Raw genomic sequence first — 16,429 nt, 5'->3', positions numbered from 1 at the left:
CAATGCAACGGGAAGAGGTACTTGAACAAGCGCTCACTCTGTTAGAGCAACACGGTTTCGCCATGACCACGCTGGACATGTTGGCTAAAAAACTGGACGTTCCTCTGGCTGAGCTACAGCCGTTCTGGCCCGACCGGGAAGCCCTGCTTTATGACAGCCTGCGCTACCACAGTCAACAGGTTGATGTCTGGCGGCGGCAGGTGCTGCTGGATGAAACGAAAAGTATTGAGCAAAAACTGCTGGCGAGGTATCAGGTTTTGCATAATGCGGTAAAACAACAGCGCTATCCCGGCTGCCTGTTTATCGCCGCCTGTAGCTTCTTTCCTGATATTAACCATCCTATTCACCAAATCGCCGAACAGCAAAAACAGGCGTCTTATCGCTACACGCGCGATTTGCTGGATGAGCTGGAAACGGACGACCCGGAAATGGTGGCGCAACAGATGGAACTGATTCTGGAAGGCTGCTTAAGCAAGCTGCTGGTAAAACATCAGGCATCCAGTATTGCGACGGCACAACGGCTGGCGGAAGACATCTTACGTATTTCCCTTTGTCGCAAAAATGGCGCATTGACCTGACATCAGCAGTCAAACGTGGCGCGCCCCGCGCTTTGGCTGAAAAGTCGGCAGTCGGCAGGGTTTTCCACGGTTTAGCGCATAAATCCGTTGACGACGCGTAGGCAATACGGTTTAATGCGCCCCGTTGCCCGGATAGCTCAGTCGGTAGAGCAGAGGATTGAAAATCCTCGTGTCCTTGGTTCGATTCCGAGTCCGGGCACCACTAATTTAGTTTCAGGATGTCCTTATGCGTCCGGGAACGTTGAAAAATCAGTAAGTTGATAAGAATCTGGAGTACCAACAGGTACTACCAGATTTTTTGACATCCGTAGTTTTTGGGGGCTTAATTGGGGGCCTGCCGGTTCGATAAACTATGGAGCCCCCACCATGCCTCTGACAGATACCGCCATCCACCGATACAACCATCCGCAGCACCAAGCCACTCGATAAACCTTACAAACTCAGCGACGCGCAAGGTTTATACCTGCTGATTAAACCTAACGATCCCAGGCTCTGGCATCATAAGTACCGCTTCGGCGGCAAAGAGAAAAAGCTGGCGTTTGGCGCTTACCCCACCGTCACGCTGGCAAATGCCCGTAAGCTACGCGAAGAAGCCCGCTCAGTACTCAACACAGGCGACGATCCCGGCGTAAAAAAGCAGCAGGAGAAACATTCGCGCAAAAGCGGCAATACCTTTGAAGAGATCGCCCGTAAGTGGGTAGCGGGTAATATCCGCTGGACTGAAGCCCATGCCGCCAAAGCCCTGCGCTCGTTGGAACTGCACGTTTTTCCGCTGATCGGCAAATTTCCCGTTGCCGACCTGAAAACCGCCGATTTGCTAATCCCGCTGCGGATGGCGGAAAGAAAAGGCAATCTGGAAACCGCCGCACGAATACAGCAGCGTACCACGGCGATCATGCGCTATGCAGTGCAGGAGGGACTGATTGCCAGCAACCCTGCCAACGATCTGGCCGGAGCCATTGCGCCGCCGCCAAAAAACCACTACCCCGCCCTGCCGCTGGAGAAGCTGCCGGAGGTGCTGGAACGGATCGAAGGCTATTCCGGCAGATTATTAACCCGGCTGGCGGTGCAGCTTAATCTGCTGATCTTTATTCGCTCCAGTGAGTTACGTTTTGCCCGCTGGACGGAGATCGATCTGGATGGCGCAATGTGGACTATCCCCGCACAACGTGAACCCATTCCGGGCGTGCGCTATTCGGAGCGTGGCGCAAAGATGAAAACGCCGCATCTGGTGCCGCTGTCAACACAGGCGGTAACAGTACTGAAGCAGCTAAAGCTGCTGTCCGGTAGCAGTGAGTTGCTGTTTCCCGGCGACCACGATCCGCGCAAACCGATGAGCGAAAACACCATCAACAAGGCGCTGCGCACGATGGGCTATGACACGCAGGTGGACGTTTGCGGTCATGGTTTCCGCACGATGGCCTGTAGCGCGCTGATTGAGTCCGGTCGCTGGTCAAAAGACGCCGTGGAGCGGCAGATGAGCCATCAGGAGCGCAACCACGTCCGCGCCGCCTATATCCACAAAGCGGAGCACCTCGACGAACGCACGCAGATGATGCAATGGTGGTCAGACTATCTCGACGCCTGTCGGCAGAAATTCATCCCGGCTTACCGTTTTGAGAGACATATTCAGGTTGCCTGAACCCGCGATTGATTGACGCCGAAAAGCAGATCTTTGCGCCAGCGGATCTGCTTTTTTATTTGCACCAGTTCACTGACGCCGGAAAATCGCAGGACTGCACCAGATTCCCCGTCGAACGAATATAGAACAGCGCCAATCACGGCCTTTTCAGCCCTTTGGCCCTTTCCGGTTTGGCGCTGTTACCCTTAGCATCCTTTACCCTTTAGCCCTTTTTCCTTTTGGCTGACGCAATGATCGAACATTCATCAACGGCTGCACCAGCACGGAAACTCACTCCTCTCCCCGCCGTCCATAAACCTGCGCCACATAACGCCCGCGCCCGTCGCCGTGGCCTAAATCCATCGCGACCAATGCCAGAGCCTCTTTTTCACTGAATCTCTGCGCCAGGTAATGGCGAATGGCATCCTTCGCCCAGGCGTAGCGCAATGAATGCGGGGAATATGCGCCGGTCAAGCCGATACGCGAAGCCTGACCGTGCCAGTACTTCATCGCGCTTTTCAGATCGGGTTTATCAATCAGCCTGCCGTTGCGTTGTTCCGCCACAGCTAACGCATTTTCCAGCGCTTTTCTGACTGCGCCAGCATCCAGAATTATTGTCCCGCGGGACCGTCCGCCTTTGGTGCCAAAAACGATGGTCAGCCGGGTTTCATCACGCTCCAGCGCCTGTTTCCACGTCCTAAGCGATTGCGCACACTGCACCGCTTCCTGTGAACGCAGGCCCATCAACTTTGAAAGTTCCAGCGCCGCCGCCATCCCGGCGTCTTTTGCGCGAGCGATTTCCAGCACCTGCCGATAATACTCCGCCGTAATCGCCCACCGGGTGCCGTTGCGGGATGCGCCGGACAAGCCGAGCGATTTATTGGACAGCCGTTCACTGGCTGCTAACCGATCACGCCCGGCCTGCTTCAACAGACAGCGGATCGCCGCCATCTCGTTTTGCAGGCTACGTTTCGTTATGCCCTGATCCAGTCGTTCCCGAACATAATTCTCAATATGCCGCGCTTTCAGTTGCTCCACCCGGCGGATCTGTACATTCTGTTCCAGCAAGCGCTCACAAAATCGCTGCGCCAGCGCCATGCGATCGTGGACGGTTTTATGACTGCCGCCCGCCTGCCGCGCCAGCATTTTCATTTCCTGCTCCAGAAGACTCATTTTTACATGTCCCCTTTTCATGATTGCCGCAAAATCCAAAACAGATACAACCTTCCCCGGCGCATAGGCCGATAGCCCCTGATTTTTTGTCGGGGCTGCGAACGATACCTGAGCGCCGGGGCGGCAGCCGTTGAGGTATTGCGGGGCTTCGGTTGTGCTCTCTGAGCAGCCGCCCGCTTGCGCGGGTTATCCCCCGGATCGTCCTGATCCCCCTCCGGTATCGGTTCAAGTTCTCCTGTGAGTGAAAGTGGGTTGAATTTAAGGTGTCAGAATCCCGCCGTACGTTGGCGCAGTTGAATTCTCTGGTGCAGTCAAAAGGCGCTGGTGCGTCACTTTCCCGCTTTGCGCGGTTAAAGTGACGCACTGGACTGGCGCAGTGATTGAGAATTGAAATTCTGGTGCAAGATAGCGGTCACGCGGCAGCAAAGCCTTACGGCAATGCAGGCCGTTGCCCGTCACGTTTATAGGCTGGTGCAGAAGTGAAGGATGACCTTAACCGTCTGTTAGACGGTCCGGCAGTTTGCAAAGGTAGCCGCCGGTAAGGGATTGACCATCCTGATTCATCAGGCGCTTCTCTCAGGTCATAAAGCATTTTGTGCAGGTGCAAACTTACACCCGTGGCAACAAGGCAGAAAGGGAAAACTGTTTTTTGCTTTTATAGAGTTGTTTGTTGATTTTTTCGTCATTTTATGAATGACAAGCTGCCGCGCTTCGCTTGCCTTCTCCCGTCCCGTTATCCGCGTTCGCCGATAACGGGGCGGGAGAGATTGTTTTACTTTAGTGCTCCTCTGGCTTGCGGTAACGGGAAGGCCAGATTTCCGCAGGCGCAACACCCAACGCTTCCGCAATCAGCCGTTCTCCCTTGGGCCAGTGTTTTGTCAGCGCATTCGCCAGCGTGGAAGAGGCCAGCCCCGCGTTACGCGAAACCGCCGCCAGTGTTGTTCCCCGCTTTTTCAACGCCGCAATAATATCGGCGGGATGCCAATCCTGTTGGTTCATGCCACCTCCTCATCAATACACTTCACGCCATCCGCAGTACGTATCCAGCGCGGGGCTTTCAGTTCAGCGGCGAAGTAATCAACCAGTTCCGCCAGAAGCCAACACAATTGTTCTTCCGCTTGTGGCGGAAACATCCGGCAAAGCAGAAGCTGAGTCAGGGTAAAACAGTAATCGCAAAGCGTATCCGCATCAGGGGCAAAACGAGGAGAGTTTGTGGGCAAGGTATCAACGGTCAGGCTGTCTATCAGGTGAGGCGGAATGGGATCGCGTAGGCCCGGTTTCAGCAGCGCAAGACCGGCGGCAAGCCGACCGCAGAGAGCCATCTTCAGTATAGGATCGTAGCTTTCCGCCTGAGTACCTGCGCACTTTTCACAATGGTCGGCCAGGAGGATGAAATCCGTGGCGGCGCTGAAAGGAACGGTAAGTAACGGGTGAGTCTGGTTGAGGGTTGTAGCCATAATGGCAGCCTCCAGTGAGAAGTTAACTTATAACCACCACCAGAGGTTCCAATCTCAGGGTGGTGGACTGAACGGGGTTGGAACTACCGGCCTCACTGAAACCGGCGCACCTTGCGGTGCCCCCGCCCAGCCCACCATAATTTGGGTGTAGCTAAACGCGCGACATAAAAAAAGACGCGTTGGCGTCTCGTCGCCAGTGAGGTTCATCGGGGTTCCAATCCCGGCACCTGATTTTGCAGGTGCGGGTAAAAGATAGCGCGACAGGGAATAAACGGCAAGAGGGTTATCGTATTTTTCGTAATATCATGTAGAGTGGAGTTAACTATTTGAAGTTATTGCAATCGTTCTCGCAATGAAAGTGAGATTCAACCATCATTTCGAAAATGTTATGCAAGATGACACCGATCTTGGCTCTTCTACCCTGTAACGGTAAACTGTGTACCTTTACAGGAGTTATTAACCAAAGACATCAGCGCTGCCTGCGTTGAATGTGGCTCTTACAGGCGTGTCCATGACCAGTCGTCCCCAAATGATTATCAACGTGTTACAGGCGAATCCTGATGAGCAATTTACTGCTCGTCAATTGGCGCAAAAAATCATCGAAACCTATGCGGATGAGTTGGCTGAAAAACGTAAGAATCCGCGTTTTGCCAGCGATGACGCTTTTTTGAGCCAGATAACGGCAGAGGTAGGCGGTAGCCGCACCGTTAAGGCAAAAGCCATGTGCCCGTTAGTGATGACGCGTGATAAGCCCCGACCGAGGCTGTTTTATTGGGGAGGCGAGCCTGCGGACGGTGCTCAGGTGCAATTGCCTTCTGATATCACCCCGGTACCTTCGGCGGAAACAGTGAATTTATCTGAACATGCGCTTTATCCGTTGCTGATTGAGTATCTCTCTGAAGAAGAGGATTTACTTTGTCGCCGTATTGATGAAAAACGCTCAGGCAACAACAAAGGCCTGGGGGCCAACCACTGGCTTTATCCCGATATTGTTGCGTTGCAGCCTCTTGATAAGGGCTGGGATACCGTGGTGCAAAACTGTGTCCGCCATAGCGAAGGACGTTTAACCCGCCTGTGGTCGTTTGAAGTAAAACGCCAGCTTAACCGTAGCAACGTGCGCGAATGTTTCTTTCAGGCGGTGAGCAATTCAAGCTGGGCACACTTTGGCTATCTGGTCGCCACCGAGATTAACGAAGATAAGCAGCGCGGCGTTGAGCGAGAGCTTCAGATGCTGTGCGCGCTGCACGGCATTGGGGTGATCCTGCTTAACCCACAGGATCCGGGCAATAGCCAGACGCTGATCCCGGCGCGCGAGCGGACCAGCATCGACTGGCAATCTGTTAACCGGCTAGTGGAAGAGAACAAAGACTTTAAAGAGTTTATCGATCTGGTGGCTGAGTATCACCAGACCGGAAAAGTACATAAGGCGTTATGGAACAGGTAACGTCTCTACCATTTTCCCCTGTAGATCAGAACAGGGCAGGCATACGAGTTCAGGAATTATTCATGCAAAATAGTCAGCATCAGAACCTTGTTGGGTTTATCTGGAACATTGCTAACAAGCTGCGGGGCCCCTATCGCCCGCCGCAGTACCGGCGAGTCATGCTGCCTTTGATTGTATTACGTCGCTTCGATCTGGTGCTGGCGGAAAACAAGCAGAAAGTACTGGATGAGAAAAAAAGGCTGGAAGAGAAAGGCATCACCGGTCCTGCGTTGTCCAAGGCGTTATCGCGTATCGCCACCAATGGCCGCAAGCAGGAGCTATACAACACCAGCGGGTTTACTTTTGAAAAACTGATCGGCGATGCGCCTAATATTGCAGGCAACTTAATTGCCTATATTCAGGGTTTTTCACCGCGCGCGCGTGATATTTTTGACAAGTTCGAGTTTGAAGCCGAGATCGCAAAACTGGATGAAGCAAACCGGTTGTTTCTGGTTATGCAGGAGTTCTGTTCATCTCAAATAGATTTGTCTCCGAAGCGCATCAGTAATTTGCAGATGGGATATTTGTTCGAAGAGCTCGTTCGAAAGTTCAACGAGCAGGCGAACGAAGAGGCGGGAGATCACTTCACGCCTCGTGAAGTAATTCGTCTGATGGTGCAGTTGCTCTTTACCGGTGAAGATGGCATTTACGAAAAAGGTATTTACCGTAGTATTTACGATCCTACGGCGGGTACGGGCGGGATGCTTTCAGAATCCGAAAAACATATCTGTGGCGACGGCGTTACCGAGGGTTTAAACCCTGACGCCAATATTGAGTTATTCGGTCAGGAATATAATCCTGAATCTTATGCAATCTGTTGTTCTGATTTATTAATCAAAGATGAGCCTATTACTAACCTGATATATGGCGACACGTTAGGCGTAAAAGATGCCAAGAATAAAACCAATGGTTTTGTTCCTCACGATGGTCATCGGAACAAGAAGTTTCATTACATGCTGGCGAATCCTCCTTTCGGCGTCGAGTGGAAGCCAGAAGAGGCATTTGTACGTGAGGAATATGAAGACCTCGGTTTCTCTGGTCGCTTTGGCGCTGGCCTGCCGCGTATCAACGATGGATCATTGTTATTCCTCCAGCATATGATCTCCAAAATGCACAACCCGCCACAATATAATGAGCTTGGAAAAAATATGGGGGGCGATGGTTCCAAGATAGCCATCGTGTTTAACGGCTCGCCTCTATTTACTGGTGATGCGGGCAGCGGCGAAAGCAATATTCGCCGTTGGATCATCGAGCAGGACATGTTAGATGCGGTTGTGGCTCTGCCGGATCAAATGTTCTATAACACCGGTATTTATACCTATGTTTGGATCGTGACGAATAAGAAGCCAGCCCACCGTAAAGGCAAAGTGCAACTCATCGATGGTACCCGCCATTTCCGCAAAATGGATAAGAGTTTAGGCAATAAGCGCAATGAGCTTTCTGACGAACATATCAAACAATTAGTACGCCTTTATGCCGAGCATGAGCACGATGCACGGAGCGATGTCACTGTTGATGGCAAAACCGAATCGCGGATTTGCAGTAAGGTACTTGATAACCGGGATTTTGGTTTCCTTAAAATTACCGTTGAGCGCCCGCTGCGCCTTAATTTTCAGGCCAGTGCGGAGCGCATCGCCAGGCTTGCCGAACAGAAAGCCTTTATTAACCTCGCCTCCAGTAAAAAGCGTAAGGATGAAGCACAGTATCTTACTGAAATAGCCGAAGGTGAACGAGTGCAGTTTGCTATTCAGACCGCGTTGCAAAGCATGGATGGCGATAAGCTCTATCGCAACCGCCCTGAGTTTGAGCGGGCGTTAAATAAGGTATTTAAAGCGGCCGACATTAAAGTTGCCGCACCGGTTAAAAAAGCGATTCTGGCCGCCTTATCCGAACGCGATCCTGAAGCCGATATCTGTTTGGATGCCAAAGGGGCTACGGAACCCGATGCCGACTTACGGGATACTGAACTCGTGGCGTTGCCTAAAGACATCGCTTTACCGCTGCCTTTAGGCTATGACAATGAAACGGGTCTGAGTAAGCTGCTGGCTTTAGTGAAAACGCATTGTGAAGATTACCTTAAAGCTGAGGTTTTACCGCACGTTGCCGATGCGTGGATTGATCACGGTAAAACTAAAATAGGCTATGAGATCCCGTTAACTCGCCACTTCTACGTTTATCAGCCACCGCGTCCGTTGGAGGATATTGCGAGCGAAATCAGCCAGCTTGAAAAAGAGATTGTGGCGATGTTGCGGGAGGTGGTGTGATGGCCTATGCCGCTTATGAACATTACAAACAGTCAGGCATCAAAACTATTGGTTTGATGCCACAGCATTGGTCTATTCGGCGCCTGAAATTCATGGCGAGAATTCAGAATGGCAAAGATTATAAAGGGGTGGTTTCCCACGAGGGTTATCCTGTCATCGGCTCGGGGGGAGAATTTGCCAAGGCAAATACCTATTTATACAACGGTGAATCTGTATTGCTTGGCCGCAAAGGGACTATTGATAGACCACTTTATATCAACGGCCCCTTCTGGACGGTTGATACCATGTTCTATACAGAAATTTCTGACGATGTGTCAGCCAAATATTTGTATTATTGCTCGCTTACAATCAACTTTCTCAAATACGCAACTAGCACGGCATTACCGAGCATGACGCAACAGGATTTAGGGACAATTCCGTTTGCTGTGCCGGAGTATGATGAGCAGCAAACCATCGCCAGCTTTCTCAATTTTAAAACTGCGCAAATCGATGCACTAATCAGCAAGCAAAAGGACTTGCTTGACAAATTGGCTGAAAAGCGTACTGCACTAATAAGCCATGCCGTTAGCAAGGGGCTAGACCTATCGGTACCGATGAAGGATTCGGGGGTGGATTGGTTAGGGGAAATCCCCAAGCATTGGACTATGACTCGTTTGCGGTTTGTGACCACATGTATTGAACAAGGCTGGTCTCCTCAGTGTAATAATCAACCGGCATCTGAAGAACAATGGGGAGTTCTGAAAGTCGGTTGTGTTAATAGCGAATCATTTGATGAAAATGAGAACAAATCATTGCCTGATAATTTAGAACCAAGGCTACAATATGAAGTCAAATCAGGAGATATATTAGTAAGCCGAGCAAATACAAAAGCACTTTTAGGTAGTGCTGCGCTCATTAATCAAGTCCGTCCTAGGTTATTGCTTTGTGACAAACTTTATCGAATCAAGACTAACTCGCTTGTTGAAGCTGGTTACTTAGTACGCTTTATGAGGTCCACGATTGCACGTTTTCATTATGAAAAGAATTCAACAGGAACCAGTGGCTCAATGCAAAATATTGGTCAAGATACCTTAAAAGATCTACCAATTCCGTTACCTCCTAAAGATGAACAAGTTGCCATCTTAAAATATCTGGAAAGCAAATCTACAACAATTAAACTCTCTGAGGAAAAGATAGCATCAGTAATTGCAAAGCTAATTGAATACCGCGCTTCACTAATCACCAACGCCGTCACAGGAAAAATCGACGTCCGTGATTTTTCCATTCCCGAGCAGCGTGAATTACAACAAACTGAGTATGCTTAATTCAATACAGCCAGCCATTGACTAAGGAACAGCCATGCACAAAGAAATCGATTTTGAAAACGAGATCGAACACGAACTTATCAGTAATGGCGGCTATGAGAAGGGTGACCCTCACGCCTACAATGCGGAAACTGCGCTATTTCCTGCTGATATCCTCGCCTTTGTGCAGCATACCCAGCCCAAATTTTGGGATCGTTTAACCATGTTGGATGCGCATAAAGCGCCTGATATGTTGCTGGATAGCTTAGTCAAGGAACTGGCTGCTAAAGGTTCACTGGCCGTCTTGCGCGAGGGGTTTAAATGCGTGGGTAAAACGGTACGTTTAGCCTACTTTTCACCAAACACCGGACTCGATCCCTCCGCGACAGCGCGCTACTCCGATAACCGTTTAACCATTGTACGTCAGGTAAACACCAAGAGCGGCGCAATCCCTGACGTCCTGTTGGTGGTTAATGGTTTACCCGTGGCGACGATGGAGTTGAAAAACCCGATGTCGGCCACACAGTGGAATGTTGAAAACGCTAAACAACAGTATCGATTTGAACGCGATCCGAAAGAGTTACTTTTTGCGTTTAAGAAGCGTTGCCTGGTGCATTTTGCCGTGGACACCGAGTTAGCCTTTATGACGACAAAATTAGAAGGGAAAGAGACTTTCTTTTTACCTTTTAACTTGGGTCACCACTATGGCGCTGGCAACCCACCGGTTTACGGTGATGTGCGGACCTCTTATCTATGGAAAAAAGTATTAACGCGCGATTCACTGATGGATATTCTGGCGCGTTTTATTCATCTTAATATTGAAGAAAAAACGGTCGTTACAGAAAAAGGGATTAAGCGTCACTATAAAGAAACCATGATCTTCCCGCGTTATCATCAACTGGATGCGGTGAGAGCCTGTATCGCTCATGCGCAGGTTAATGGCTCCGGCCATAATTATTTAATTCAACATTCCGCCGGTTCCGGTAAATCAAATTCGATCGCCTGGCTAGCGCATCGTTTATCTTGTTTGCATGATGCTAATAATGAGAAAGTGTTTCACTCAGTGGTGGTGATTACCGACCGACGCGTACTCGATCAGCAGTTGCAAAATACCATTTTCCAGTTTGAACATAAGCTCGGCGTGGTACAGAAAATAGATGAAAATACCCAACAACTAGCCAAAGCGTTGGCGGATGGTATCCCCATTATTATCTCTACGATTCAAAAATTCCCCTTTATTACACAAGCTATCCGTACGATGGAGGCGAATGGGAAAGGGGTTGAGATCTCTACTGCTGGCAAGCGTTTTGCGGTGATTGTCGATGAAGCCCATAGCTCGCAGAGCGGCGAAACAGCCATGGAGCTACGTAAAATCCTGAATAAGGATGGTATCGAGTCCGCTATTGCCGAGCAGTTGCTGGATATGGACGACGAGGTACTCAGTGAAGAAGCTAAAAAAGCGCTATTACGTGAACAATTAAAACGAACTAAACAGCCTAATCTTAGTTTTTTTGCCTTCACGGCAACGCCAAAATTCAAAACGTTAGCCGTTTTCAATGAGCCCGGCGTGGATCGCAAAGCACCGTTCCATCATTACAGTATGCGTCAGGCTATTGAGGAAAGGTTTATTCACGATGTATTGAAGAACTATACCTGTTATAAGCGTTATTACCGCTTGCTTCAGAAAGTTGAGACCGATCCTGAAGTCCCACGCCGCAAAGCGGCTCGGGCATTAGCTCGCTTTGTCGAATTTCATGATTATGAAATTGCACAAAAAGTTGAAGTTATTGTCGAGCATTTCCGTACCCATACTCGCCATAAAATTGGCGGTCGCGCCAAAGCAATGGTCGTAACAGGATCTCGTGAACATGCAGTGCGTTACAAGCTCGGTTTTGATAAATACATTAGAGACAAAGGCTATAACGACGTTAAGTCTTTAGTCGCTTTTTCTGGTGAGATTACGCTTAAAGAATACAGTGATAAAAAATTTACTGAAGTGACCATGAACAACGGTATTAAAGAGACCGAGTTACCGGAAAAATTTAATACCGAAGAATATCAGGTTTTATTGGTTGCCGAAAAATACCAAACTGGATTTGATCAACCGTTACTGCATAGCATGTATGTGGATAAGCGGTTGTCTGGTATTCAGGCGGTACAAACGCTTTCGCGACTTAATCGAATAACGCGCGGTAAAACAGATACCTTTGTACTGGATTTTGTGAATGAACCGGATGATATCTACACCGCATTTAAACCCTATTATGAGTTTACCCCGAAGGGCGATGATACCGACCCACAGCAGTTGAATACGCTGGCCTATGCGCTTGCGGGTTGGAAAGTATTTACCACCGAGGAGGTCAACGCCTGGTGTGAAATTTGGTTCCGTAATAGGTTAAACCCTACGGGCAGCGAGCATAAAAAACTTAATGGCTTACTCGATCTGGCCATTGAACGTTTTCAAGCGCTGAGTGAAGAAGATCAGAATTTACTCAAAGGGCAGCTTGTCAGTTTCCGCAATCTCTATAGCTTTGTTTCTCAAATTATCCCTTATCAGGATTCTGAGCTTGAAAAGCTCTATACCTATGCAAGGTTTCTGTTGACCAAGCTACCGCATACAACCGATAGCCGTACCGTTCAGGTCGATGATGATGTTGAGCTTAAATATTATCGGCTACAAAAAATTAGCGAAGGTGCAATCGATCTTAAAGCCGGTGAGCCTGAAGCGTTGTATGGCCCTACTGATGTGGGTACCGGTCAGGCAGATGAAGACGTGCAGCTTTCAACCTTAGTCGGGCGATTGAATGAGCGTTTTGGCACTGAATTTACCCCAGCAGATCAGCTCTTTTTTGACCAAGTGCGTGAAACGGCCGTGGCGAATGAACAATTGCGGCAGGCGGTGAAAGCCAACAGTATCGATAACTTTGAACCCGTATTTAATAAAATGCTCGAAAACTTGTTCATTGAGCGTATGGATGGAAACGAAGAAATCTTCATGCGATTGATGAATGATGAATCATTTAGAGACATTGCATCGGGTCACTTAATGCGAGCGGTGTATCAACAGGTCAAGGCAACTACTGGCGACTAACTGCAGTAGCGCCAACCAGAGCGGACGGGATGGCCCTCCCACACCGGGCCAACGGTACAAAATTGAAATATGATATCGCTGAACGGCAGACCGGGGATCGCGGCTATCCCCAGCGACTTTTTTGTTTTTAATACAACGCCATAATCCTCTTCTCACTATAGTGTAAATATTCTGGCATTTTAAAACCAATTTCGCAGTAATATTAACATCTCACTCATGTTTTCAGGTTCGCCACATCGCTCAAACTCAACAGATATGCTAATATTATGTCGATAATCAACTCATAAGGATAAAATACTTCCACTATGGCGAAGAAAACGGCCCCCCTGCTTCCTGATACTCACCAGTTGCTTGCTGACTTTGGCGAGCGACTTAAGCTGGCGCGCCTGCGGCGTAAGCTGACGGCTAAACAGGTCGCTGAACGTGCGGGCATGTCGCCAATGACGTTGCGTTCGCTTGAAGCGGGCGGCGCAGGTGTGACAATGGGCGCTTATTTGTCCGTCATGCAGATTTTAGGGCTGGAAAACGATCTGAATAAACTGGCGGCCGAAGACGAGCTAGGACGCCAGCTACAGGATTTCCGGATGATAAAAAAAGCGCTCGTCTCCCGTACTTCTGCAACCACAGGGAAACGCGCTTCCAGAAATGCGTCTACCGATACTACCGTTAACCATGACACATCCGGCAGGCGGGAAACGTCTAGCTCAGAATTATCTTCAGAAGAAGCACCGGTAAAAACGTCGGGCATCACATCTGCATCGCTGGCGGCCCTGTTAAAGCCAATAAAGAAACCCATAAAAGGTAACTAACGATGGCAACAATCAGTGTATACGCAGACTGGGAGGGGTTGCAGGGACCCAAACGAATTGGCTCTCTGCGCAGCCGTCGAACCCGAACACGCGAACTCTTTGAATTTCAGTATGATCCGCAGGCGTTAAGCGATCCTGAACTTAATTTTCTACAGCTTGATCCAGAAATCGGGCTGTTTGAGGGCGCTCAATATCCAACTTCGCCACGAGATAAGTTCGGCGTATTCGGCGATTCCAGCCCTGACCGCTGGGGACGAATGCTAATGAAGCGCCGTCTGGAACGGGATATTCGTGCAGGTATTCAGGCTGAAGGTACACGGCTTTACGAATCGGACTATCTGCTTGGCGTACATGACCTTTACCGGGTTGGCGCTCTGCGTTACAAGCTGGAAGATGAAGGTGAATTTCTCGATAGCCGGATAGATGTTGCAGCCCCCCCTTTCACCGAAATTGGCGCATTAGAAAGAGCCAGTCGGGCGCTTGAGGACGATCCTGATAATACCGCCTTAGTGGGTCAGGAATGGCTAAGAATGTTGATCGCACCGGGTGGCTCATTAGGCGGCGCACGACCAAAAGCCAGTGTCGCTGATAATAATGGATGCCTCTATATCGCTAAATTTCCAAGTACAAGGGATGAGTACGATGTGGGCGGCTGGGAGATGGTCGTTAACGCGCTCGCCACAGGCTGTGGGCTCAACGTAGCCGCGGCAGAAGCCCGTAAATTCGCCAGCGATTATCACTGTTTTATGGTCCGTCGATTCGACCGGACGGAAACTGGCCAGCGTCTGCATTTCGCGTCGGCGATGACGCTAACCAGACATCAGGATGGCGAGGATGCGTCAACAGGCGTCAGCTATCTGGAACTGGCGGACGTTCTGATAAGGCAGGGCGCACAAACCAATGTCGACCTGAAGGAACTCTGGTCGAGGATCGTTTTTAATATCCTTGTCTCCAATACCGACGATCATCTGCGCAACCACGGATTTATTCTGGTTCCCGGCAGAGGCTGGCGGCTGTCCGCAGCCTACGACATGAACCCTACGCCGTGGTCTGATGGCCTAAAACTCAATATCACCGAGGCAGATAATGCACTTGATCTCGAATTAGCACGAGAAGTAGCCGGGTACTTTCGCCTGAATCAGGCAGCGGCTCATGAGATCATTGCTCATTTCTGCGGGATCGTCAGCCAGTGGAGAACGATTGCGGACAGACTGCACCTTCCGCTTCGGGAGCAGGAACAAATGGCGGAGGCGTTCAGGGTGGCGGAAAGATAAGTGGGCTATCACTTATGTCCATTCAAAAACAATTTTGTTTGGTTATCTTAAAGGCTGTATGAACACATTTTAAAAGCAGAATGAAAATTAATTTTAATCATAATGTTAAATAATACGATGGTAATATTTATCTCAAATACACCCTGAGCAACATATCAAATTCCGGTTTGAAAGGCGTAAAATTCAGAGGGTATCAGACCATTGTTTGCACGCGATGAACTGTGAGGATAAAGGCTGAGTTTTTAGCGTCGTAATGTGAGGAGCCCTTACTGTTATATGTGGACCTGACTCCACACATAACGAAGCCTCTCCCCTTAAACACCGATTCCTCGTGACAACCATCACAAAAACAAAGCGATTTTTTATGGGGGCTTTAGTGGGAGCGCTGTTTCAATAATTTCGCAATTAAACCAATAATAAACAGAAAGTTAATCGTGAGTATGATTCCGAGTCCGCCACTAATTCTGCATCAAAGCACGCTGGTTAGAGGAGAAATCCTTTGACGGGCGGAAAAAATGGAACCGGCAAGTTAATCTCGTCGTGTTTTCTAAGACCTGTACACTCGATGTTGATGATTCGTTCCTCTTAAAAAGGATGCCCGTTACCGCAGGCGTCCTTTTCTTGATCGCTGGCAATTAGTTATATCAAGGCGTGACTGGTTTCTGCTTCGTCCGCCGAAATGACATCCATATACAGCGACAATTCCTCTTCCAGTACCTGCCCGGTGATCGCCAAATCCAACTCGACGTATTCCATTGTGGTACTGACGCTCCGATGCCCCAGCAACCCTTTGACCAAAGCCAAATTGCGATCGGGCGACTTCATCATTTCCGTCGCCAGGGTATGCCTGAATCGGTGAGGACTCACCTTAAAACCACACTCCTTTGTCAGTCTGGTGAAAAACGAACGAACAGGCTGTATCGCCGGTTCGGGGCCAACTGCACCTATACAGCTCGCCTTCAATCGCGCAAAGGTAGAAAAGCACATCCAGGGACGTTTTCAGGTCAAAAGCATTAGTACGGAAGTTAATTGGGGTATTCATCGGTAAATCCTCTTTAAAGCGGGATTTACCCCCTTGAACGGAAGTAAATCCCGTCAGGGTATCAGTGCGTAAAATGACCGTTTTAAAAGCGGTAACGCAGTCTGGCCAAATACTCAGCCAGCTGGCAGGCGAGTCGGTAAGCCTTTTTGCGTTCGGTATTCCTGTAAGGCAACGCAACCTGGATACTGGCATAGATATAGTTGCCTTTGTACCAACCTTTGCGCAGCGTCAGTAACGCGCTGACCGAACCGTCATCACTGCAGATAACATGCGCACGAGCGGCAAAATTACCTGCTTCATTGACGTACCAGTGACTAAAGCGCGGCGGGCGTCATACGAAGTGATATTCGCTGG

General features: G+C 49.5%; 11 protein-coding genes, 1 tRNA gene and 1 pseudogene. 9 read left to right on the top strand and 4 right to left on the bottom strand.

Annotation, left to right across the window (positions count from 1 at the left end; genetic code table 11):
• Window positions 1–2: 2 nt before the first annotated feature.
• The 3 genes from ABRZ28_RS10055 (at window position 3) to ABRZ28_RS10045 (ending at window position 2,220) form a co-directional block, all read left to right on the top strand.
• On the top strand, window positions 3–578 hold the full coding sequence (locus ABRZ28_RS10055) for a transcriptional regulator (protein ID WP_319604087.1): 576 nt from the start codon (window positions 3–5) through the stop codon (window positions 576–578).
• 126 nt (window positions 579–704) lie between these two features.
• A tRNA-Phe gene (locus tag ABRZ28_RS10050) sits at window positions 705–780 on the top strand.
• 177 nt (window positions 781–957) lie between these two features.
• The gene (locus ABRZ28_RS10045; RefSeq protein WP_330520274.1) at window positions 958–2,220 is read left to right on the top strand and encodes a tyrosine-type recombinase/integrase; all 1,263 of its coding nucleotides are present in this window, start codon (window positions 958–960) and stop codon (window positions 2,218–2,220) included.
• Between the two features lie 270 nt (window positions 2,221–2,490).
• Here the strand turns inward: ABRZ28_RS10045 and ABRZ28_RS10040 are convergent, their stop codons facing one another.
• The 3 genes from ABRZ28_RS10040 to ABRZ28_RS10030 form a co-directional block, all read right to left on the bottom strand.
• Entirely contained in the window at window positions 2,491–3,372 is an 882-nt protein-coding gene (locus tag ABRZ28_RS10040; RefSeq protein WP_330520190.1) for an integrase domain-containing protein, read from the bottom strand.
• A 777-nt stretch (window positions 3,373–4,149) separates the two neighbouring features.
• On the bottom strand, window positions 4,150–4,371 hold the full coding sequence (locus ABRZ28_RS10035) for a helix-turn-helix domain-containing protein (protein WP_320764420.1): 222 nt from the start codon (window positions 4,369–4,371) through the stop codon (window positions 4,150–4,152).
• A complete protein-coding gene (locus ABRZ28_RS10030; protein WP_330520189.1) occupies window positions 4,368–4,829 on the bottom strand; it encodes a hypothetical protein in 462 nt (153 codons plus the stop codon). Before ABRZ28_RS10030 ends, ABRZ28_RS10035 begins: the two co-directional genes overlap by 4 nt.
• 511 nt (window positions 4,830–5,340) lie before the next feature.
• Between ABRZ28_RS10030 and ABRZ28_RS10025 the strand changes: the two genes are divergently transcribed.
• The 6 genes from ABRZ28_RS10025 (at window position 5,341) to ABRZ28_RS10000 (ending at window position 15,033) form a co-directional block, all read left to right on the top strand.
• A complete protein-coding gene (locus tag ABRZ28_RS10025; protein ID WP_330520188.1) occupies window positions 5,341–6,273 on the top strand; it encodes a COG2958 family protein in 933 nt (310 codons plus the stop codon).
• Between the two features lie 62 nt (window positions 6,274–6,335).
• Window positions 6,336–8,576, top strand: a complete 2,241-nt coding sequence (locus tag ABRZ28_RS10020) for a type I restriction-modification system subunit M (RefSeq protein WP_330520187.1) — start codon at window positions 6,336–6,338, stop codon at window positions 8,574–8,576.
• Window positions 8,576–9,880, top strand: a complete 1,305-nt coding sequence (locus tag ABRZ28_RS10015) for a restriction endonuclease subunit S (protein WP_330520273.1) — start codon at window positions 8,576–8,578, stop codon at window positions 9,878–9,880. The genes ABRZ28_RS10020 and ABRZ28_RS10015 overlap by 1 nt, the downstream gene beginning before the upstream one ends.
• 34 nt (window positions 9,881–9,914) lie before the next feature.
• Window positions 9,915–12,950 (top strand): type I restriction endonuclease subunit R, encoded by a 3,036-nt coding sequence (locus tag ABRZ28_RS10010; RefSeq protein WP_330520186.1) that lies wholly within the window; start codon window positions 9,915–9,917, stop codon window positions 12,948–12,950.
• 305 nt (window positions 12,951–13,255) lie between these two features.
• Complete coding sequence (locus ABRZ28_RS10005; protein ID WP_330520185.1) at window positions 13,256–13,759, top strand: helix-turn-helix domain-containing protein; 504 nt, start codon at window positions 13,256–13,258, stop codon at window positions 13,757–13,759.
• Window positions 13,760–13,761: 2 nt separating this feature from the next.
• The gene (locus ABRZ28_RS10000; protein ID WP_327617754.1) at window positions 13,762–15,033 is read left to right on the top strand and encodes a type II toxin-antitoxin system HipA family toxin; all 1,272 of its coding nucleotides are present in this window, start codon (window positions 13,762–13,764) and stop codon (window positions 15,031–15,033) included.
• A 639-nt stretch (window positions 15,034–15,672) separates the two neighbouring features.
• Here ABRZ28_RS10000 and ABRZ28_RS09995 read toward each other — a convergent pair.
• Window positions 15,673–15,978, bottom strand: a pseudogene (locus ABRZ28_RS09995) (site-specific integrase); the annotation flags it as partial.
• Window positions 15,979–16,429 lie beyond the last annotated feature (451 nt).

The organism is Brenneria sp. g21c3 (assembly GCF_040240345.1).
Taxonomy (GTDB): Bacteria; Pseudomonadota; Gammaproteobacteria; order Enterobacterales; family Enterobacteriaceae; genus Brenneria.
Note: the sequence above shows the minus strand (reverse complement) of the source record. Positions and strands in the feature narration are given on the sequence as shown.